At 38.2% G+C, this 20,604-nt stretch carries 23 protein-coding genes; all 23 read right to left on the reverse strand.

Features of this window, described 5'->3' with window-relative positions:
• Position 1: 1 nt before the first annotated feature.
• Complete coding sequence (locus tag BUA88_RS05835) at positions 2-1,327, reverse strand: DUF512 domain-containing protein (RefSeq protein ID WP_072914130.1); 1,326 nt, start codon at positions 1,325-1,327, stop codon at positions 2-4.
• Complete coding sequence (locus tag BUA88_RS05840; protein WP_072914135.1) at positions 1,321-1,680, reverse strand: YraN family protein; 360 nt, start codon at positions 1,678-1,680, stop codon at positions 1,321-1,323. Before BUA88_RS05840 ends, BUA88_RS05835 begins: the two co-directional genes overlap by 7 nt.
• A gap of 9 nt (positions 1,681-1,689) precedes the next feature.
• A complete protein-coding gene (locus BUA88_RS05845; protein ID WP_072914139.1) occupies positions 1,690-1,980 on the reverse strand; it encodes an EscU/YscU/HrcU family type III secretion system export apparatus switch protein in 291 nt (96 codons plus the stop codon).
• Positions 1,981-1,995: 15 nt separating this feature from the next.
• Entirely contained in the window at positions 1,996-3,879 is a 1,884-nt protein-coding gene (locus BUA88_RS05850; protein WP_072914142.1) for a flagellar hook-length control protein FliK, read from the reverse strand.
• A gap of 18 nt (positions 3,880-3,897) precedes the next feature.
• Positions 3,898-4,662 (reverse strand): ribonuclease HII, encoded by a 765-nt coding sequence (locus BUA88_RS05855; protein WP_072914146.1) that lies wholly within the window; start codon positions 4,660-4,662, stop codon positions 3,898-3,900.
• A 2-nt stretch (positions 4,663-4,664) separates the two neighbouring features.
• Positions 4,665-5,186 (reverse strand): signal peptidase I, encoded by a 522-nt coding sequence (gene lepB, locus BUA88_RS05860; protein WP_083572425.1) that lies wholly within the window; start codon positions 5,184-5,186, stop codon positions 4,665-4,667.
• Positions 5,187-5,356: 170 nt separating this feature from the next.
• Positions 5,357-6,196, reverse strand: coding sequence for a ribosome biogenesis GTPase YlqF (gene ylqF / locus BUA88_RS05865; RefSeq protein ID WP_072914151.1), 840 nt, complete (start codon positions 6,194-6,196; stop codon positions 5,357-5,359).
• Between the two features lie 9 nt (positions 6,197-6,205).
• Positions 6,206-6,802, reverse strand: a complete 597-nt coding sequence (lepB, locus tag BUA88_RS05870) for a signal peptidase I (RefSeq protein ID WP_083572418.1) — start codon at positions 6,800-6,802, stop codon at positions 6,206-6,208.
• A gap of 108 nt (positions 6,803-6,910) precedes the next feature.
• Positions 6,911-7,261, reverse strand: coding sequence for a 50S ribosomal protein L19 (gene rplS / locus BUA88_RS05875; RefSeq protein WP_072914156.1), 351 nt, complete (start codon positions 7,259-7,261; stop codon positions 6,911-6,913).
• A gap of 100 nt (positions 7,262-7,361) precedes the next feature.
• Positions 7,362-8,066 carry a tRNA (guanosine(37)-N1)-methyltransferase TrmD gene (trmD, locus tag BUA88_RS05880; RefSeq protein ID WP_072914160.1) on the reverse strand — a complete coding sequence of 235 codons (705 nt, stop codon included), beginning with the start codon at positions 8,064-8,066 and terminating at the stop codon, positions 7,362-7,364.
• 1 nt (position 8,067) lies between these two features.
• Positions 8,068-8,586 (reverse strand): ribosome maturation factor RimM, encoded by a 519-nt coding sequence (gene rimM, locus BUA88_RS05885; protein ID WP_072914164.1) that lies wholly within the window; start codon positions 8,584-8,586, stop codon positions 8,068-8,070.
• A 9-nt stretch (positions 8,587-8,595) separates the two neighbouring features.
• Entirely contained in the window at positions 8,596-8,982 is a 387-nt protein-coding gene (locus tag BUA88_RS05890) for a hypothetical protein (RefSeq protein ID WP_072914168.1), read from the reverse strand.
• 2 nt (positions 8,983-8,984) lie between these two features.
• Positions 8,985-9,968 carry an ABC transporter ATP-binding protein gene (locus BUA88_RS05895; RefSeq protein ID WP_072914171.1) on the reverse strand — a complete coding sequence of 328 codons (984 nt, stop codon included), beginning with the start codon at positions 9,966-9,968 and terminating at the stop codon, positions 8,985-8,987.
• Positions 9,961-11,106 (reverse strand): ABC transporter ATP-binding protein, encoded by a 1,146-nt coding sequence (locus tag BUA88_RS05900; protein ID WP_072914176.1) that lies wholly within the window; start codon positions 11,104-11,106, stop codon positions 9,961-9,963. The genes BUA88_RS05895 and BUA88_RS05900 overlap by 8 nt, the downstream gene beginning before the upstream one ends.
• 13 nt (positions 11,107-11,119) lie before the next feature.
• Entirely contained in the window at positions 11,120-12,649 is a 1,530-nt protein-coding gene (locus BUA88_RS05905) for an ABC transporter permease (RefSeq protein WP_072914181.1), read from the reverse strand.
• Between the two features lie 13 nt (positions 12,650-12,662).
• Positions 12,663-13,652: an ABC transporter permease gene (locus BUA88_RS05910; protein ID WP_072914185.1), complete on the reverse strand. Its 990-nt coding sequence runs from the start codon at positions 13,650-13,652 to the stop codon at positions 12,663-12,665.
• A 226-nt stretch (positions 13,653-13,878) separates the two neighbouring features.
• Positions 13,879-16,143 (reverse strand): ABC transporter substrate-binding protein, encoded by a 2,265-nt coding sequence (locus tag BUA88_RS05915; protein WP_072914190.1) that lies wholly within the window; start codon positions 16,141-16,143, stop codon positions 13,879-13,881.
• 62 nt (positions 16,144-16,205) lie between these two features.
• Positions 16,206-16,754: a hypothetical protein gene (locus BUA88_RS05920; RefSeq protein WP_072914194.1), complete on the reverse strand. Its 549-nt coding sequence runs from the start codon at positions 16,752-16,754 to the stop codon at positions 16,206-16,208.
• A 290-nt stretch (positions 16,755-17,044) separates the two neighbouring features.
• Positions 17,045-17,281 carry a KH domain-containing protein gene (locus BUA88_RS05925; protein WP_028246987.1) on the reverse strand — a complete coding sequence of 79 codons (237 nt, stop codon included), beginning with the start codon at positions 17,279-17,281 and terminating at the stop codon, positions 17,045-17,047.
• 33 nt (positions 17,282-17,314) lie between these two features.
• On the reverse strand, positions 17,315-17,557 hold the full coding sequence (rpsP, locus tag BUA88_RS05930; protein WP_028246986.1) for a 30S ribosomal protein S16: 243 nt from the start codon (positions 17,555-17,557) through the stop codon (positions 17,315-17,317).
• 50 nt (positions 17,558-17,607) lie between these two features.
• Entirely contained in the window at positions 17,608-18,948 is a 1,341-nt protein-coding gene (gene ffh / locus BUA88_RS05935; RefSeq protein ID WP_072914198.1) for a signal recognition particle protein, read from the reverse strand.
• Between the two features lie 3 nt (positions 18,949-18,951).
• Positions 18,952-19,287: a YlxM family DNA-binding protein gene (ylxM, locus tag BUA88_RS05940; RefSeq protein WP_072914202.1), complete on the reverse strand. Its 336-nt coding sequence runs from the start codon at positions 19,285-19,287 to the stop codon at positions 18,952-18,954.
• A gap of 85 nt (positions 19,288-19,372) precedes the next feature.
• On the reverse strand, positions 19,373-20,584 hold the full coding sequence (ilvA, locus tag BUA88_RS05945) for a threonine ammonia-lyase (protein ID WP_072914206.1): 1,212 nt from the start codon (positions 20,582-20,584) through the stop codon (positions 19,373-19,375).
• Positions 20,585-20,604: the final 20 nt, after the last annotated feature.

The raw sequence follows: 20,604 nt of genomic DNA on the forward strand, positions 1-20,604 counted from the left end.
TTTACCTCTCTTTTCCTATTATCGCGAGTACTAAATCTCGCCCGTCTGATTGTACAATACGGGTCTTTACTTGTAAAGCTGACTCCAGCTCTGAAAGTGTTATATCATCAAGAAATACTTCTTCCTGTGCACGTAGCATCGTGCATGATAAAAGAAGATTGTCTCCTAAATCTATATCCTTAAGTTGGGCAATTAAATCCTGACCTGTAATAAGACCAGATACAGTAATCTCTTCACCGAAGAAATCATTTGTAATTGGAACAACTTCAACAGTAACTCTGTTAAACTTTTCTGTTATTAATTCTCCAAGCTCCTTCATGAATGGAGCCGCAAGCTTTCCGGTAGCAATGGTGACTTTACGACGTTTCATAAATAAAGGCTTTTTGATATCCTCAAGAGCGTCCAAAACTTCTTCCTTTAAAAGACGAAGCATTCCGACACCATTCTCAAGCTGAATAAAGCCATCATATCTATCTGCTTCTGGAAGTGGACGTCCAGCCAAAATATACCATTCGTCAGATGCCTGAACGAAATGATTGCCTACCTTTTCCATAGCAATCTGCTGCCATTTTTCAATCTGATCAATAACAGCACCGGCTTCCTCAGCTGTGTATGTTCGAAGAGGAAATAATCCATCTCTGAACTTGGTAATTCCAACTGGAACAACTGACATAGAACTCATAACAGGAGCAAATTGGAGCAAATCACCAATTGTTCTGTCAAGCTCAGGACCATCATTTAATCCAGGACATGAAACAACCTGTGCATTCATAGGAATCTCAGCTTCGTAAAGCTTTCTGATCTTATCTAAAATATCTCCTGCGAATCGATTATGTAAAAGCTTCATTCTAAGTTCTGGATTTGTCGCATGAACAGAAATATTAATTGGTCCAAGCTTATAAGCTATAATTCTATCTAAATCCGCCATCTTCATATTTGTGAGAGTAACGTAATTTCCCTGTAAGAACGAAAGACGTGTATCGTCATCCTTAAAGTATAATGTCTCTCTCATACCTGGTGGCATTTGGTCTATAAAGCAAAATGCACATTTATTTGAACAGGATTTATAGTCATCCATAAGACCATTGCAAAAGATAACTCCAAGATCCTCTCCTTCTTCTTTTTTTACAACAACAACACCTGTGCTGCCATCTTCATGAAGAAGCTCAACTGTGATATCTGCATCATCAGAATAATAGTGATAATCAAAGATATCTACCAGCTCAACATTATTTATTTTTGTAATAATATCTCCAGGCACAAGACCTGCCAAATGCGCTGGCGAGCCTTCCATTACCTGTTTAATTTTATGACTTGAATTTAACATATTGGTATATACTCAAATGCATTTTTAAAATGCGTTAAATGTCCTTCCTCTATTGCTATAACATCAAACCTAACACTTGTATTTTCACTCACTCTTTTTTGCATCATATAAACATCTGCACATCGTGAGATTTTTCTCATTTTATTAAAATTTACAGCCTCAGCCGCAGAACCTGTTCTTCTGTTTTTACGATATTTCACTTCTACAAAAACAAGATATTCTCCGTCTCGTGCAACGATGTCTAACTCACCCATTTTACAATAAAAATTCTGTTCAAGAATGCGCATACCGTTTCGACGAAGATAATCTGCAGCAAGGCTCTCAAAATCATTACCCTGTCTTCTATTATTCATTTACTCTTACTATCTTCCAAGCTTAGCTTTAAGCTTTTCCATGTCGTTTACAAAGACCAAAATCTCCGCAACAACCTCATACAACTCAGGAGGAATTGCATCTCCTATGTTTAACTTACTCAAAGTCTGGGCAAGTTCATTATCCTGATAAAATGGAACATCAGCTTTTTTTGCTTCCTCTATTATCTGCTCTGCAACATATCCTTTGCCCGAAGCAAGAATTTTAGGCGCAGAATCACCAGCTTCATAGGAAAGTGCCACCGCTGTTTTGTTTTTATCGAATGTCTTTTCCTCAGCCATAATAAGTCCTCAAGATTATGCTCTCATATCAAAGCTGTACCTATGAACTATACCATCTTTATTTGTATTTTCTGTTTCTACCTTTGGAGCGCCTAAGAAATCCTCCACAAAGCTTGTTTTAGGCTCACCACAAGTCATTTCAGATGTGCATGTGAACCCCTTTGCTGCAAGTCTTTCAGTCAGGATATCAATATTATCCTCTATAAGCTTTAAAGCTGACTCATCAGCAAGATTCCACTTACAACCTACCTTCATTTCTTTTAAAGATATAAAGACATCTGTAGGACCAAGATTCTCCATATCGAAATGAAGAAATGCTGTTATTTCTTCACCTTCTTCATAACTACTTTTTTTATTCTGACGAACATACAACATACTATCTGTATTCTGATTGTACATTTTCAATGGAATTTGTACAAAGTTATACATTTCATTTGCATTATTCATGAAGTTAATGTTTTGCCTTATTTCAGTAGTCTGATTCTTTATGGTCTCAGCAGCTCTATGGCTAAAGTTGGAAATCAGCTTTTCTAAAGCATCTGTTTGCTTTAAAACTCTTTCGTATAATTTTGATAGCTGACCAGCCTTAGTAACATCCTTTGGCTCCATAGTAAAACTATCTGCAATGAGATTTTTTAATAGTCCCTTATAAAGCGGAGCTTTTATTATATCATTTAATGTCTCTTTTGGAATATCAGGATGATCATTTAAATAATCTGAAATTTCCCGAAAGACTTCTTTTATGTTGGCATCGGCCTTTAATGTACCATCTTCGCCGAAGATTTCAAGATTATCCTTAGGAAAATCTGGCATGGTACTTAAAATTGTATTAAAAGAAGCAATTTGTTTCTCACCAGCAAAACTATTAAGTGTTTGGGTTCCTATATTCTCCTGAATAACTGCTTCCTTAACCTGATTTTCTACGACTTGCGTCTGTTGCTGAGCGTTAGATTCTTTGGAAACTTCAACAGTTTCTGTTGCTTGTTCCTCAGATATAACCTCTGCAATAACCTGACCTTGAAGCTGATTCAAATTTTCAGTGGCAACTGAATTCTGCTGTGAGCCAATCACCGAATGATTTATTCCCTCATTACCACTGGCATTAAAATTTTGAACCTGCTGAGATTCCTGGGCATTTTGTTGAACTGTCTGTTCTTCAGTAATCTGCCCTTGTGCTTCTATGTTATTGTTTGGTACAGTAACATCTTCAGCCACATCAACAAATATAGCTCGTAGCTGATTATTAAGATTTATTACATCACCAGCTGATACCTCATCAGAAGACATAAGCTCTGGTAGCATCTCTGATATAATATCAAAATTATTTGCAAGAGCAGCTTTATCATTTGCATAGTTTTGGAACATAGAAATATTCTCAGGCGATAATTCCAGACCGTATTTAGCCATTGTGACAAGAGTCTGTGGATCCACCTGAGGATTATTAAGCATTGCTCTATTCATAACTGTCAAATTTTCAGGATTAATTGAAAGAGAATTTTGCATCAAAGAATTGACCATATTAATGGTCCTCTCATTTACAGCAATATTCGCCATATCAAGAGCCTTTAGAAGTGTTGGATTTGCATCAAGGCTATTCAAAGAAACGGGACGAATCTGAACTAAATTTCCATCATTGCTCTTTACCTGAAAGAAAACAGACTGACCAGGCACAAGGCTAACGCCAGAATCCAGACGAGCAGTCATAGTCTGACCATTGGCAAGTCCAATAGTAACCTTGCCATTATCAATAGAATTGACAGAGCCTTCGAAAATCTCTCCCTCTTTCAGGTTATCTGTAACAGATCCTGTAAGAGACTGACTCTGGCTCATCTTTGTGGTATCGGCAGCATTAATATTATAGCTTCCACCATATGGATTAAGCCCAGTATTGATGTTCATAACTCACCCCAGCAAAACTTAAACAAAGTTTCCGATAAAAGATTTTCTATGTATAGGACATGGACCATATTTTTTAAGAGCTTCTATATGCTCTGCAGAACCATAACCTTTGTTATTTGCAAAATGGTATTCAGGATAAATACTGTCGTATTCAACCATCATTCTATCTCTTGTGACCTTGGCAATAATACTAGCCGCGCCAATAGAAATAGATTTAGCATCGCCCTTTATAATAGGCACCTGCGAAATCTTAACCTGTGGTATTGTGACAGCATCATTAAGTAACATCTGAGGTTCTACCTTGCTTTCCTCGATAGCCTGTCTCATAGCTTCATAAGTAGCCTGTAAGATGTTAATCTCATCTATACGCGATTCAGATGCAGCTCCGATACCAACTGAAACCGCCTTCTCCATTATTTCCTCATAAAGTTCCTCTCGCTTTGTAGCAGAAAGCTTTTTAGAATCATTAATGTAAAGAATGTCGCAATCCTTTGGAAGAATAACACAAGCGGTAACAACAGGTCCTGCCAATGGTCCTCTTCCAACCTCATCAATCCCTCCGATGAAGTCATACTGCTCCCAGTATTTATATTCGTATTCCTTAAGGCGTTCGATTCGCTCTTTTTCTACACGAAGCTTTTCCATCTTCTTTTGAGCCTGACCAATAATCTTAGAGACTCCTGGTCTACCATCATTAATGTACTCCTGAATAAAATCAGGAAGAAGATTAATATCAGCTTCCTTATATTCTTTTTGAATATCAGTAATCTTCTTTTCCGCCATGATTATTCAATATTGTCTACAAGGCCAAAGTTCTTGAAAGGATAAACCCTAAGCCAAGCCTTACCTACAATATCATCTCCCTTTATATTTCCAACAGCTTCAAATCTTGAATCTGTACTGTTGTTACGATTATCACCAAGAACAAAATATTCATCAGGTCCAAGAAGAATATCTGTGTTAGCAAGCCCTGCATTGAGAATAATCTCTGTACCATAGCTTTCCTCAAGAAGCTCATCATTGATATAGATATTTCCAGAGCCGTCAATATATACCCATTCACCAGGAAGTCCAATGACACGCTTGATATAATAAGTATCTTCCTCGTACTTATAAGGGAAAACAACAACGTCAAAGCGTTCTGGATTATGAATTCTATAGCTGATTTTATCTACAATAAGATTATCACCATCTGTAAGTGTGTCCTCCATAGAAGAACCGCTTACGACTGTTCTCTGTCCTATAAACTGAGTAATCAAAAAGACTACTAAGAAACATACTAATACGTTGATTATTACGCTAAGTATTTCACGAAATACTACAGCCTTTGTTATAGGCTCTTCCTCTTCTTCAAATACTTCACCCTTTGTACGAGATGGTTTTGTTTCAGATGGAGAATTATTAACGTTTCTTCTAGCTCTTTCAATATCCTTTTTTATTTGTTCTTCTTCGTTAAAATCAATTGCGTTGTTCATTTTTATGGCCTTTCAAGTGATATATTTCCTAAGCTTCCATTTCTAAATTCATCAATTAAAACTGCAGCTGCCTTATCAAAATCAAGCTCTGAGCCCTTTTTAACAAAGTTTCTTTTAGCTGCAATCTCTGAAATTATCTCATGATTAACTGCTTCTTCATTAATCTCATAACGCTTGTTTAATATTCCTGGATAATTTTCCTTAAGGAAATCAGCAAGCTCCAAAGAAAGTTCTCTAGTCTCAATGATTGCATCATTAATAGAACCGATAAATGCTAAGTGAAGACCTACTGTGTTATCTTCAAATTTTGGCCAAAGGATACCTGGAGTATCTAAAAGCTCAACTGATTTGTTAAGCTTAATCCATTGCTTTCCTTTTGTAACGCCAGGCTTATTGCCAGTCTTAGCAACTGCTCTACCAGCAAATGAATTAATAAAAGTAGATTTTCCAACATTTGGAATACCCACAACCATGGCTCTTACAGGCCTGTTCTTAATTCCACGTTTTCTATCTCTCTCAAATTTAGCTGCGCAGACCTCATCAAGTGTAGCCTGAACGCCTTTCATGTTTTTTCTATCACGGGAATCAAGCTCTACGCAGTAAAAACCCTGTTCTTTAAAATAGTCTTTCCATTTTTGATTAACGCTCTTATCTGCTAAATCTGACTTATTTAAAAGAATAAGTCTTAGCTTGCCATTCGCTAGTCCATTTATATCAGGATTGCGGCTGGAAACCGGACAACGAGCATCGATAACCTCTATTACTAAATCTATAAGTTTAATATCTTCCTGCATCTGACGTTTTGCTTTCGTCATGTGCCCTGGATACCATTGAAATTCCATAAATCACCTCTAGAATGGATACTTCATCCATACCCTTCCTAAAATATCTGCACTGGCTACAAAGCCCACACTTTCATATCTTGAATCCTCGGATGAATTACGGTTGTCTCCAAGAACAAAATACTGATCATCCATAAGAGTAATCGGAGTGGCTGCTATGCCAGGATTTTCGATTCGCTCTACTTCAAGATTCTCTTTGTAAAGCTCATCATTTATGTAGATACGACCATTATTAATGTATATAGTATCACCGGGTGTGGCAATTACTCTCTTTACACTATAACTGGCGTTTACATTTGATTTTGGTTTAAATGCGATAACATCTGACTGCTGAGGTTTAGATATCTTGTAAGCAATAGTGTTTACAAGTAATATATCGGATGTTTGGTAGGTAGGCTCCATAGATGCATTAGCACATTCTACCTGTTTTCCAAAAGAAATTACCACGCCATAGGCTAAGGCAATAACAAGAGCTAATTCCAAAGCAAAAATCAGAATATATCTAACCTTATCAAAATCTATTTTTCTACGTCTTCTTCTGAAATTAAGACCGTCTTTTTTCTTAAATATTTTTCTATTTGAAAACTTTCTATTTGATAAAAACATATAAAATCCCTTTTTAATATATAGGATAATTTTACCGCACTTTTGAAATAATTTCCATTAAAAGTAAAAGAACAGCCACATTTCGTGACTGTTCTCAAAATTTCGAGATTAGATTCTCTCCTTAACCTTAGCCTTCTTACCTGTAAGATCTCTGAGGTAGTAAAGCTTAGCTCTACGAACCTTACCCTTACGAACTACTTCGATCTTCTCAACGTTAGGGCTGTGGAGTGGCCAAGTCTTCTCTACACCAACACCGTTTGATGACTTACGAACTGTGAATGTCTCACGGTTGCTGCCGCCCTGTCTCTTAATAACTGTACCCTCGAAAACCTGTGTACGAGTACGGTTACCCTCAACGATACGACCGTAAACCTTAACTGTGTCTCCAACCTGGAACTCAGGAAGCTCTGACTTAAGCTCAGCAGCTTCGATGTTTCTAATAATCTCGTTTGCGTTCATTTTATTTCCTCCTAAACTCGCGACGTTCTTGAAGTGCCCTATTGCAAATCAGCGGACCATCTCTTCTTTTAGCAACTCTAGTATAATAACACGGATTGTGCTATTTATCAACATTAGATTCTAAATATTTCGCATATAAATCTGGACGTCTTTCCTTTGTTCTAAGGATTGACTGTTCTTTTCTCCATGCGTCTACCTTTGCATGGTCACCTGAAAGTAAAATAGGCGGAACCTTTCTTTCATTCCATGTCTCTGGTCGTGAATACTGAGGATATTCAAGTAAGTTGTTCTCTAATGATTCATCCTCTCCTGACTCAGAGTTTGTAAGAACACCAGGCACCATACGAGAAATTGCATCTATCATTACAAGGGATGGAAGCTCACCACCTGTAAGAACATAATCGCCGATTGAATAGTACTCATCAACAATTTCCTCTAATACACGTTCATCAATGCCTTCATAGTGGCCACATAATAAGCAAATATCTTCTTTGAGAGCAAGCTCTTTAGCGTTCTGCTGCTTAAAAAGCTGTCCCTGGGGAGTAAGGTAAATACAATGAACCTTATGACCCGCCTTCTCACAGATAGCCTTATAGGCATCATAAATAGGCTGAGCCTGCATAACCATGCCTGCACCACCACCATAAGGATAATCATCTACTTTTTTATGCTTATCAAGAGTGTAATCTCGAATGTTAACTGCCTCAAAAGATATTGCACCAGCATTCTTGGCACGACCTAAAATACTGGTATTTAAGGCATCCTCTATCATTTCTGGGAAAAGGGTTAAAATATAATACTTCATGCTAATCCATCAATCCCTTCAATAAATGTATATCTACTCGACGTGCATCCACATCTACCTTCAAAATACAGTCCTTGATAGCAGGAAGAAGAACATTTCCTCCATTCACAAGTTCAATATCGTAGACATCATTTGCACCAGTTTCCATTACGTCTGAAATCTCGCCAAACTTCTCATCAGGATTATCATCTGTATATACATCACAGCCAATTAAATCTGCAATAAAATACTCATCTTTCTTAAGCTCTACGCGATTTTCTTTTGTAACGTAAAGACCCTTGCCCTTATATTTTTCGATATCGTTGATATTATCAATACCCTTAAACTTAAGAATAACAAGATTCTTCTGTGGACGAGCATTCTCTACCTCAAGCTCTATATAGCCATCCTTGCCGCCATCCAAAAGAAGATGCTTCATGCCCTTAAATCGGGAAATATCATCTGTGAGAGGGAATACCTTTACCTCTCCTTTAATACCGTGAGTCTGTGTTATTGAACCAACCTGAAATAATTCTTCCAAAAAAGCCTCCTAATTAGTAAAAATCTTAAATAAAAAATATAAAAGTGCTACCACGATAATAACACCTGCTTCGATATAAGTCCATTTTCGCTTTTTGTAATACTTTTCAACAGCAATATCAAGTTCAGATTTTGCCCCCTCTGGAATAACGCATTCTGTAATATATTCCTCAAGGCCCACACTGGTAAGAATCTCTACAGCGAAGTCCCAATCTGCCGCTGGAATAAGTAAAAATGTGCTCTTTTCTACCAAGCTTTCGTTAGCCAGATGAAATTTATTTTTTAAATCCTGCACATAGACTTCAAGTCCCTCATTGCTGAGAGACTTGAAAGCATGCTGTAATACTTCTGATGAATCAGAAGATATAATCATTCTTAAATATCCAAAATCATTCATAATTATTTATCATCATATAAGTGACATCTTACAACATGTCCGTTACCCATATCCTTTGGCTCTGGAGCAACTTCCTTACAAATGCCCATACACTCAGAACAACGTGTATGGAACTTACATCCCTTAGGAGGATTAGCAGGGGAAGGAATATCTCCTTCAAGAATTACTCTATCCTTTTTAAGGTCTGGGTCAGGCATTGGGATAGCTGAGAAAAGAGCCTTTGTGTAAGGATGAAGAGGATTGTCAAATATATCCTCTGTCTTACCTGTCTCAACAAGTCCGCCAAGGTACATAACACCAACTGTATCTGAGATATGCTCTACTACAGAAAGGTCATGTGAAATAAATAAGTATGTAAGTCCTCTATCCTTCTGAAGTTTTCTAAGAAGGTTGATTACCTGCGCCTGAATAGAAACATCAAGAGCAGATACTGGTTCATCACATACGATAAAATCAGGATTAAGCGCAAGTGCACGAGCGATACATACACGCTGTCTCTGTCCACCTGAGAACTCATGAGGATATCTATCCTTATGGTGCTCCTGAAGACCACATTCCTTCATAATCTTTGAGATGTATTCATCGTATTCAGCAGCAGGAACAAGACCATGCTCTCTAACTGCCTCACCAATAATCTCACCGATTGGAAGACGTGGTGAAAGTGATGAATAAGGATCCTGGAAAACAATCTGCATCTTTGTACGGAGTTCTCTAAGTTCCTTTTTGCTCTTAGCATTTACATCCTCGCCATTAAAAATAACTTCACCGTCAGTCTTCTCTAAAAGACGAAGGATTGTACGACCTGTAGTAGATTTACCACAACCAGACTCACCTACGAGACCCATTGTAGTTCCTCTTTCAATTTTGAAAGTAACGTCATCTACAGCCTTTACATTTCCTGTTACACCGCCAAAGAAGCCACCCTTTATAGGGAAGTATTTCTTGAGGTGATTGACTTCTAAGATATAATCTTTCTCGTTACTCATGTCTCTCACCCTCCTCTTTGCATCTGTAACATCTTACCATATGTGTATCTGAGATATAGTATTCATCAGGGAACTCGCCATTGCAGCACTCCATACACATATCACATCTATCTTTGAAATAACAATAATCTGGCATATTAACTGGGTTTGGTACTGAACCAGGAATAGAATAAAGCTCATCTACCTTCTGTCCAACAACTGGCTTAGATTTCATAAGACCAATTGTGTAAGGATGACGTGGGTCCTTGAAGATTTCTCTTGCAGTACCCTTTTCAACTACACGACCAGCATACATAACAACAACATAATCTGCCATCTCAGCTACAACACCAAGGTCGTGTGTGATGAGCATGATTGAGCTGTTGATTCTGTCCTTAAGATCACGAAGAAGGTCAAGAATCTGTGCCTGAATAGTAACATCAAGAGCTGTTGTAGGCTCGTCAGCTACGATAAGCTTTGGCTCGCAGGCAAGTGCCATAGCGATACAAATACGCTGTCTCATACCACCTGAAAGTTCGTGTGGATACATTGAGTAAACACCTTCTTTATTGGCGATACCAACCATACCAAGCATCTCGATTGTACGGTTCTTAATCTCCTCATCGCTCATCTCTGGACGATGAAGCTTGATAACCTCGTCAATCTGAGCACCTACTCTAAATACAGGATTAAGTGCTGTCATTGGCTCCTGGAAAATCATAGCCATTTTGTTTCCGCGAAGTTCCTGCATCTTTGATGCTGGAGCATTTACAACATTGACACATTCGTCACCAGAGTTGAAACGAATTTCACCTGAAACTGTCTGACCCTGTGGACGCTGTACAAGCTGAAGCATAGAAAGTGATGTAACTGATTTTCCACAACCAGACTCACCTACGATACCAACAGTCTTACCCTGTGGCACATTAAATGAAACACCATCTACAGCCTTTACTGTTCCGATATCAGTAAAGAAGTATGTATGAACATCATCGAACTCTACGCAGTTCTCTGGGTTCTTCATCTTTGTAATATATTCCTCTTCTGGAATATGCTTTCTATTTCTCTTAGCCTCGAATTCCTTAGTAATCTTTCGATTCTCTTTTGAAATCTTACGGGATTCCTTGGCTGATATATAATTTACATTTTTCTTTGCCATGTTATCACCTCTATTATCTCTTCATCTTTGGATCGAAAGCATCACGAAGGCCGTCACCAATAAAGTTAAATGCAAGTACTGTAAGGAGAATAAGAATACCAGCTGGAATCCATACGAATAAGTAGTTTGTCATAACGTATGAATCGTTAACAGCATTGATTATATTTCCCCAAGAAGCAGCTGGGTACTTAACACCAAGTCCAAGGAATGAAAGTGTAGACTCAGCAAGGATAACAGCACCAATATCCATAGAAGCGAAAACTACAAGCTGAGGGATAACATTAGGAATAAGGTGCTTGAACACACGACGTCTAATGCTGATACCACAAGCCTCGCAAGCTGTCATAAATTCCTGTTCCCTAAGAGATAAAATCTGACCTCTGATGATACGGGCAATACCTACCCAACCGATAAGTCCCATTACAATACAAAGATAGAAAATACGTATTCCTGCATCTACCTTATAGAAATCCATGATAGAACCAAGGATAAGGTAAAGTGGCATTGAAGGTACACAGTAGATTATATCTACAAGTCTCATAAGAAGAGTATCTACCCAGCCACCAAAGTAACCAGCGAAGCCACCAACAATAATTCCAAGGAAAAGCTCAATTGCTACTACTACAAAACCAATAAGAAGGGAAATACGACCACCGTACATAAGGCGAGCAAGAAGGTCCATTCCGTTTCCATCTGTACCAACCCAGTGCTTTGAAGATGGTGCCTCAAACTGGTTGATTACACTAGTATTCTTGTATTTAGTAATTGTATACTGACCATTCTTATTAGAAATCTGATATTCCTCTCCATCGAATTCAAAAGAATCTGCCTTGCTAGAAATAGCCGCTACAACTGCCTCTCTGAAATCAATCGAAATAATAACACCATTTTCTACAGCATTAATGCTGTAAGAAGTAATATAGGCAACATCCTCACTAGCAGCATTTCTAAGCATTGCACCTGAACCATGCTCTTCTACTGTATAAGTTGCGCCATTGTACTCAAAGCTTGACTCATCATTTGCTCTAGCAGCAACCATTGCAGCTGTAAGTCCAGACTCTACTAAACCACCTTCTGGAGAGTATGCCTGAAGCTTGCATACATAAGCAAGACTCTTGCTACCATCAGCACTGGCAATTTCAAAAATATCGTTATTAAGCTCATTTAAAGCAAATGTAGAACCATCTCGTGTTGTGATAGTAGCTTCCTTCTTTGTAAGAGCAAGGATAAGCTTAGAGCTGATATCCTTTGGAAGCTCTTCTCCCTCATTTGCAAAAACCTGGTACTCTGAAATTTCTGTAGCACCAGCATAATCCTTCTTCATCTCCTCAGATGTGTAAAAAACCTCTGACTGAGAATATGGAACAACTACACCACCTAAAAATGCAAATAAAAACATGCAGGCAATAATAATAAGACCTGTAATAGCAAGCTTGTTTCTAAAGAAACGCTTTGCAACCATCATTCCAGGAGAAAGAACCTGAACGCGGTTAGCATCATCAAGTGCAAGCTCTTCATTATTTAAATTCTTCTCTTCGCTCACGTTACTTTCCTCCTTAATTTACTCTTACTCGTGGGTCAACTACAGCATAAAGAATATCTGCAATAAGGTTGCCCAAAAGAATAAGCATTGCAAAGAATAACATATAGAACATTACAAATGGGATATCTCCCTGAATAATACACTGATATGATGTATATCCGATACCTGGAATCTGGAACAATGTTTCAGTAATCATAGCACCACCAAAAAGTCCTGGAAGTGTACCACCAAGTAAAGTAATGATAGGAATAAGAATGTTTCTAAAAGCGTGATGATTTACAACTCTCTTTTCAGAAAGACCCTTAGCACGTGCTGTACGGATATAATCTGCATTAAGCACTTCTAGCATGTTAGTACGTGTATAACGCATTAAAGAACCTACTGAAACAATAGTAAGTGTAATTGCAGGAAGCACAAGATGATATGCCATATCAAGAATCTTTGCACCTGTAGAAAGATTCATATAATTACGACCTACAATACCATAAAGGTCAAACCACTGGAGCTTAATTGCAAAAATCCATTTAAGAATTGTTGCGAAGAAAAAGCTTGGAAGTGAAATACCTATAAGAGCAAATACAGTAATGGCATAATCTGCCCCTGAATATTGCTTTCTTGCAGCAATTACACCTAAAGGAATAGCAATAATAATCTCAAGGATGAATGAAGCAAGTGAAAGTGCAAATGAATACCAAATTACACTAGAAAACTTCTCAAGTACAGGCATGTTAAAGTACCAGCTATCTCCAAAATCACGCTGAGTGATAAGCTTAACAAACCATTTAAGATATCCCTGGACAATACCTACATCAAGACCATAGGCTGCATTTAATTGGTCGAGCCACTCCTGGTAGCTCTTAGCTCCCGGCTTCTGTGAAAGAGCCATAGCTTTCTGTTCTACGAAGGATGTAGGCATGCATCTCATGATTGCATAAATAATCATCGATACGAAGAACAAGATAACGATTGATAATAATAATCGTCTGATCACAAATTTCTTCATGACACTAAATTCCTTTCTTTATTATTCCCCTTTATTTCATAAATAAAGATATTTTATGGTGAGACAAATAAAGGACTAATGCCCTTTACCAAATTCAATAACCCATCCCATCATAAAATACCTTTATTTTCATATATTTATTAAAGGTAGTTTTAATCTAAAAAAATAAGCAAAATATTTCCTAGGGCTATTATACACAAGCCCTAGGAAATAAAGAAGACTTAAATTAATTCATCTCAAGTGTAGCGAGTTCATCCATCCAAATCCAGAATGGTGTAGGATCCTTTACAAGAGAATCAATATTAACTCTCTCTGAAGAGTAAAGAACACCGTTCTGTCTCTGATATGTAGGAATTTCTACAGCATAGTCTACGATGAAATCAAGACATTCCTTATAAACAGCCTTTCTGTAAGACTGATCTGCACTTGTTCTAGCATCCTCAATAAGAGCATCAAGCTCATCTGAGTATACAGCATACTGGTAAGCTGAACCACCCTGGCTGTGATATACTTGATACATATCAGGATCAGCTGTAGCACCCCAAGCTGCACACCAGATTTCAGCCTTCTGAGCTGAAAGTGTATCCCAAAGTACTGAAGAATCAGCAAGGTCGTTAATTACAAGCTCGAAACCGATCTTAGCGAACTGCTCCTTAGCACCTGTAAGAATACCAAATGCTGGGTGATCACCATTTCCACCACCAGGAATCATAGCCTCGTATGAAAGCTTTGCACCAGCTGGAGCTGCTGTAAGCTTGCCATCTGCAACTGTGTAGCCAGCTGCCTCGAAGTAACCAAGAGCTGCCTTAAGAGCTGCATCGTACTTCTCATCATCTGTCATTCCCTCTGTGTAAATTGGATTTCCATCTACATCCTTAGAGAATGCGATTTCGTAATCTGGGTCAGACTTCTGTGGAGCTGCCCAAGAAGAATTAGAGATAGGATACTGAATAACCTCAGCAGCTTCTCCATAATATGAATCAATAACTACATCACGGTATGCAGCAATTACTGTTGCAATAGCCTTACGAAGGTTCTTAGACTGCTCTGTTGAAGCATCGTTTCCAACCTTAACGTTCTTAGCGCACATACCAATGTAACCATAACCAAGGTTATCTGCAAGTGTAGCTGTAAGCTTATCACCAGCAAGCTCTCCATTAGAGTTCTCACCAGAAATCTGCTCTACTGCAGCCTTAGAGATTGAAGGCTCTGAAAGATCAATTGTTCCCTGAAGTACACCAGGAATCTTATCAGCCTCCTGTGTCTCCTTAAACTGAAGAGACTTAATCTTTGGAGCTCCAAGATAGTAGTTCTCGTTAGCCTCAAGATAAGCAATCTTGTTCTTGTACTCTACAAACTTGTAAGGACCAGCACCAAGTGGCTTAGTAGTCTTTTCTCTTACAATTGAAAGATCATTCTTAGGGAAACCGAACTTGTTATTGTCATAATCATAAAGTGACTTGTCGCCATAGTAGTGCATTGGAGCAATAACTGTTCCAAGCTTTTCGATAGCTGGTGCAGAGAACTCTGTGAGAGTAACAGTCATGCTATAATCACCTGTCTTAACAATACCTTCAATGTGATCTGCAGACTCACCAGTCTGTACACCTGTTGTAGACATTGCAAGTACGTCCTCAGGGAATGAATCAGCGATTGTTACTGAAGCTGCTTCCTTATCCATAGATGTGAAATTCCAACCATACTGCTCGCCAATTGCAAGGAAGAAATCCTCTGTTGTAGCGCCTGCTGGAAGCTCGAAGCCCCAACCTGCAGCTGCAGCTGTTACATCTCCTTCAGCAACGCCAGCATTTTCTACCATATAATCAACGATTGACTGAGTGAACTCAGCACCCTTTGTCTCAACTGCATCCCAGAAAGCCTTCTGCTGCTCTTCTGTGAAGTTAGTGAAATCTGTGTTGTCCTTACCTGCCTCAGCAATAAGAGTAGAAAGTGTAGAAACACCACTTCTGTACTCTTCCATACCCTTTACAGGAAGTGAAGCAAATGTTGAAGGACCATCATATGTAGGATCTGATACTACATAGTATGAGAAAATAACATCATCGATAGTAACAGGCTCTCCATCAGAGAACTTTAAATCATCTCTAATCTTGATATCATAAGTAACTGAACCATCTTCGTTTTCATTTACTTTGATATCAGATGGTGTGTAATATGTGTACTCTGTTCCATTGTACTCAGCCTTATAGCCGTCAATACCTTCTAGAATGTACTGACCAGCACGATCAACACTAAGAAGACTAATCTGTACACACTTATCATCCAAATACATATCTGGATGTGATTCAGCGAAGAATGGGCTGAATTTCTGGCTCATAGCATCCCATCCGATTACAAGTGGAGTATCAGAAGATGAACCGCCGTTTTCGCTGGCTTTCTTACCAGCTTCGTCTGCACTCTTTCCACATGCTACCATTGAAAGTGCCATAGTAGCTACAAGAAGGAGTGAAACAATCTTTTTCTTTTTCATAAGAATTCCTCCTATTATTTATATTTACACCCAAAATATATCCCCGGGAGCAAATTAACTTTTTAATTGGAGTTCCTAATTACCCCTCCAAACATTTTGTCATATTTTACACCAAATGCAATAACTGAAGCTATAAGCAAAAGTAATATCACAATATAAGAAAATTCTATAACAAAATTTATATTATGATTAATACATATAAATATTAAATCCAAAATTATATTTACAGCAGCCAATATCATAATGGCCATGGAGCTCTTCTTTAATCTTATTATGCTCTCTTCATATCCTGCCTTTTCCATTCTGCACTTTTGACCAAGTAAATTAAAAGTACCAAGAAGATTAAATCCTATAGGAAGGAACAAGAAGAAATACGGAAATACAATCCAGGCTGTTTTTGATGAATCTGGATTAATAAGACCAGCTCCTAAAAATATAAGTAAAAACAAAATTGAAAAACCAGCGCATACAAGCTTATTTTTTTTGAACTGCTTTTCATCATAAGGAAGTTCGAAGTAACTTCCTTCATAAAATGTAACGGTACGTAATTTGCCATCTATGCCAATACTTTGTACCTGTTTGTAATCATCTTTATATTTGTTAAACAACATAACTAAAAAACATATGTAAGTGTCACGCGGACATTATAGGTAACAAAAAAACAAGGTTTAAGAACGCCCTTGTTCATAGAAGCTATTGTAGTTTATTACTTTAAAGTATTCAATAGCAATTTTTATTCACACCAGTGAATAAAAATACAAAAAGTGAAGAAACTGTGAATTTACGGGGTTTGTTTAACAGTTTATCGCTTTTATGGACTAAAGTATTAGAGTATTGTATCCCTAAATAAACAATATTGTCAAAATATATGGACCCAAATTGCTTCGGGTCCATATTTGATTTAGTTAACATCTACAATGTCAACAATAACCTTCTTGTCAATCTTTGAGGCTGCAGCCTTAACAACCGCACGTATAGCCTTTGCGATTCTACCCTGTTTTCCAATAACCTTTCCCATATCTGAAGGTGCAACGCGAAGCTCAACAACAATTGACTTAGCGTCTTCTTTCTCGGAAACAACAACCTCTTCTGGATTGTCTACAAGTGACTTAGCAATTACTTCAACTAATTCTTTCATCACTATATTCCTCTACCTTTCGATTGTGAATGATTACTGAACACCAGCCTGCTTGAAAAGTCTTGCAACTGTCTCAGTTGGCTTTGCACCATTAGCGATCCACTTCTTAGCTGCCTCTGTATCAACTGTTACCTCAGCTGGCTCCTGATTTGGATCATATGTACCGATCTCATCGATGTTTCTTCCATCACGTGGTGCTCTAGCGTCTGCTACTACGATTCTGTAGATTGGTCTCTTCTTCTGACCCATTCTCTTTAATCTAATCTTTACTGCCATTTTTAATTCCTCCTGTTAAATAAAACAATAAATTAATAAATTACTAACGGTTAAAATGGAAAACGCATTCCACGTCGTCCTTTTCCCATCATATTCGGCATTTGCTTCATCATTTTCTTTGATTGTTCAAACTGTTTAATGAAGCGATTAACCTCTGCTATATCTAAACCAGCTCCAGCAGCAATTCTGTGCTTTCTGCTAGGATTTAGTAATTTTGGATTCTCACGCTCTGCCGGAGTCATAGAAAGGATGATAGCTTCTATGTGAGCAAGCTTTTTATCATCTACTGCATTTTCAAGCTGTGCCATCTGAGAAGCATTCATACCTGGCATCATACCAAGAATGGATGTAAGCCCTCCAAGCTTCTTCATCTGCTCCATTGAAGTGAGATAATCATTGAAATCAAATGATGCTTTCTTAACTTTCTTTGTAAGTGCAAGAGCTGCATCCTTATCGATTTCTGCCTCAGCCTTTTCTATGAGTGATAAAACATCTCCCATTCCAAGGATTCGGCTTGCCATACGGTCTGGATGGAACTGCTCTAAATCTGAAAGCTTTTCACCCATACCAGCAAATAAAATAGGCTTTCCTGTAACAGCCTTAATAGAAAGGGCTGCACCACCTCGTGTGTCACCATCAAGCTTTGTGATGATAACTCCGTCGATACCAATCTTTTCATCAAAGGTCTGTGAAACATTAACTGCATCCTGACCTGTCATGGCATCAACTACTAAAATAGTGTTGAGGATGTCGATATTGCTCTTAATAGCTGCGAGCTCATTCATCATATCCTCATCTATATGAAGACGACCTGCTGTATCGAAAATGACTACATCAAATCCATTCTTCTTAGCATAATCCATAGCCTCTTTGGCTATCTTTACAGGCTTTTCCTTGTCACCTAAGGAGAATACCTCAACATCCTGCTTCTTACCATTAATCTGTAACTGCTCAATAGCTGCAGGTCTGTATATATCGCAGGCAACCAAAAGTGGCTTCTTGCCGCGCTGCTTAACCTTTCCAGCAAGCTTTGCTGTAGTGGTAGTTTTACCGGCACCCTGAAGACCAACCATCATGATAGTGGTAATAGCTCCGCCCGTGCCATAAGTAATGTCTGTAACCTCTGAGCCCATAAGATTAATAAGCTCTTCGTTTACAATCTTTATAACCATCTGTCCAGGATTCAAGCCGTTCATAACATCTGAACCGATAGCTCTTTCTGTGACAGTGTTTGTAAACTGTTTTACAACTTTGAAATTAACATCTGCTTCAAGCAATGCCATCTTTACTTCCTTTAAAGCAGCCTTAACATCTGCCTCTGAAAGTCGACCCTTGCTACGGAGATTTTTAAATACTCCCTGAAGCTTCTCTGAAAGTGAGTCAAAAGCCATATATTATAATTCCTCTAAAATCAATGTCGATAAACGGGAAATCTCAGCTAAAGTATCTTTGCCAGGCTCTGAAGATGTAAGCTTATTAATCTTTAAAACATCTTCCCTAATGTTCATGAATTTATCAACCAAATGGAGCTTATCTTCGTACTCCTGAAGCTGATGATCACATCTTTTGATGATATCATGAACTGCCTGTCGAGATATTGATAAAGTATCAGCAATTTCAGACAAAGATAAATCCTCATTGATACTCATCTCATATACACTACGCTGACGTTCTGTGAGAAGCTCACCGTAGAAATCATATAAATATCCGGATTTAATCTTATCTTCCATGACTCTCCTTTATCACCGCAGACTAATATACTATACAAATAAACAAGTGTCAAGTACTTTTACTTGACACTGCATAAAAAAGATTTTATAAACTTGTTCTAACAATCTTAGGTTTGTATCCGCCTTCATCAAGAGCCTTAATAATCTGTCCCTTGTGATCTGTACCGAAAGCTTCAAGTGTAATACGAAGCTCAACAGCTGCTGAACGATTTGTAGTAACAAACTGGTTATGCTCAAGCTTGATTACATTACCCTGATTGTCTGCTATAACCTGTGAAACCTTTGCAAGCATACCCGGCTTATCAGGAAGAAGTACTGATACAGTAAAGATTCTATCTCTGAAGATAAGACCCTGCTGTACAACAGAAGACATTGTAATAACGTCCATATTTCCACCAGAGATAACAGAAACTACTCTCTTACCTTTAATATTAAGATGATTTAAAGCCGCAACTGTAAGAAGGCCTGAGTTTTCAGCAATCATCTTATGATTTTCAACCATATCAAGGAAGGCTACGATAAGCTCATCATCATCAACTGTGATAATCTCATCTATATTCTCCTGAAGATATGGGAATATATTTGAACCTGGAGTCTTAACCGCAGTACCATCTGCAATAGTATTTACAGAAGGAAGTGTTGTAACTGCTCCTTTATCAAATGAAGCCTGTAAAGAAGCTGCTCCGCTAGGCTCAACACCTATTACTTTAATCTTTGGATTAAGAAGCTTTGCAAGTGTAGAAACACCGGTAGCAAGACCGCCACCACCAACTGGAACTAAAATGTACTCTACAAGTGGAAGTTCCTTAAAGATTTCCATTGCAATAGTACCCTGTCCCGTTGCTACAGCTAAATCATCAAAAGGATGAATAAATGTGTAGCCATGCTCATCCGCAAGCTTATATGCATAATCACAAGCCTCGTCATAAACATCACCATGAAGAACTACTTCTGCACCATAGCTCTTTGTGCGATTAACCTTAATGAGAGGTGTAGTAGTAGGCATTACGATTGTAGCCTTAACACCATATTTTTGAGCTGCGTAAGCAACACCCTGGGCATGATTACCAGCTGATGCAGTAATAAGCCCCTTTGCTCTCTCTTCGTCTGTGAGAGTGCTAATCTTGTAATATGCACCACGAAGCTTATAAGCTCCTGTAAGCTGCATATTTTCTGGCTTCAGATATACATCGTTACCAGATTTCTCGCTGAAATAGTCACTGTAAATAAGTTTTGTCTCGTGTGTGACCTCTGTGACAATCTTTGAGGCCTCTTCAAATTTGTCTAAAGTAAGCATTTTCTCTCCCTTACTGACGC

The sequence above is a fragment of the Pseudobutyrivibrio xylanivorans DSM 14809 genome (assembly GCF_900141825.1).
Taxonomy (GTDB): domain Bacteria; phylum Bacillota; class Clostridia; order Lachnospirales; family Lachnospiraceae; genus Pseudobutyrivibrio; species Pseudobutyrivibrio xylanivorans.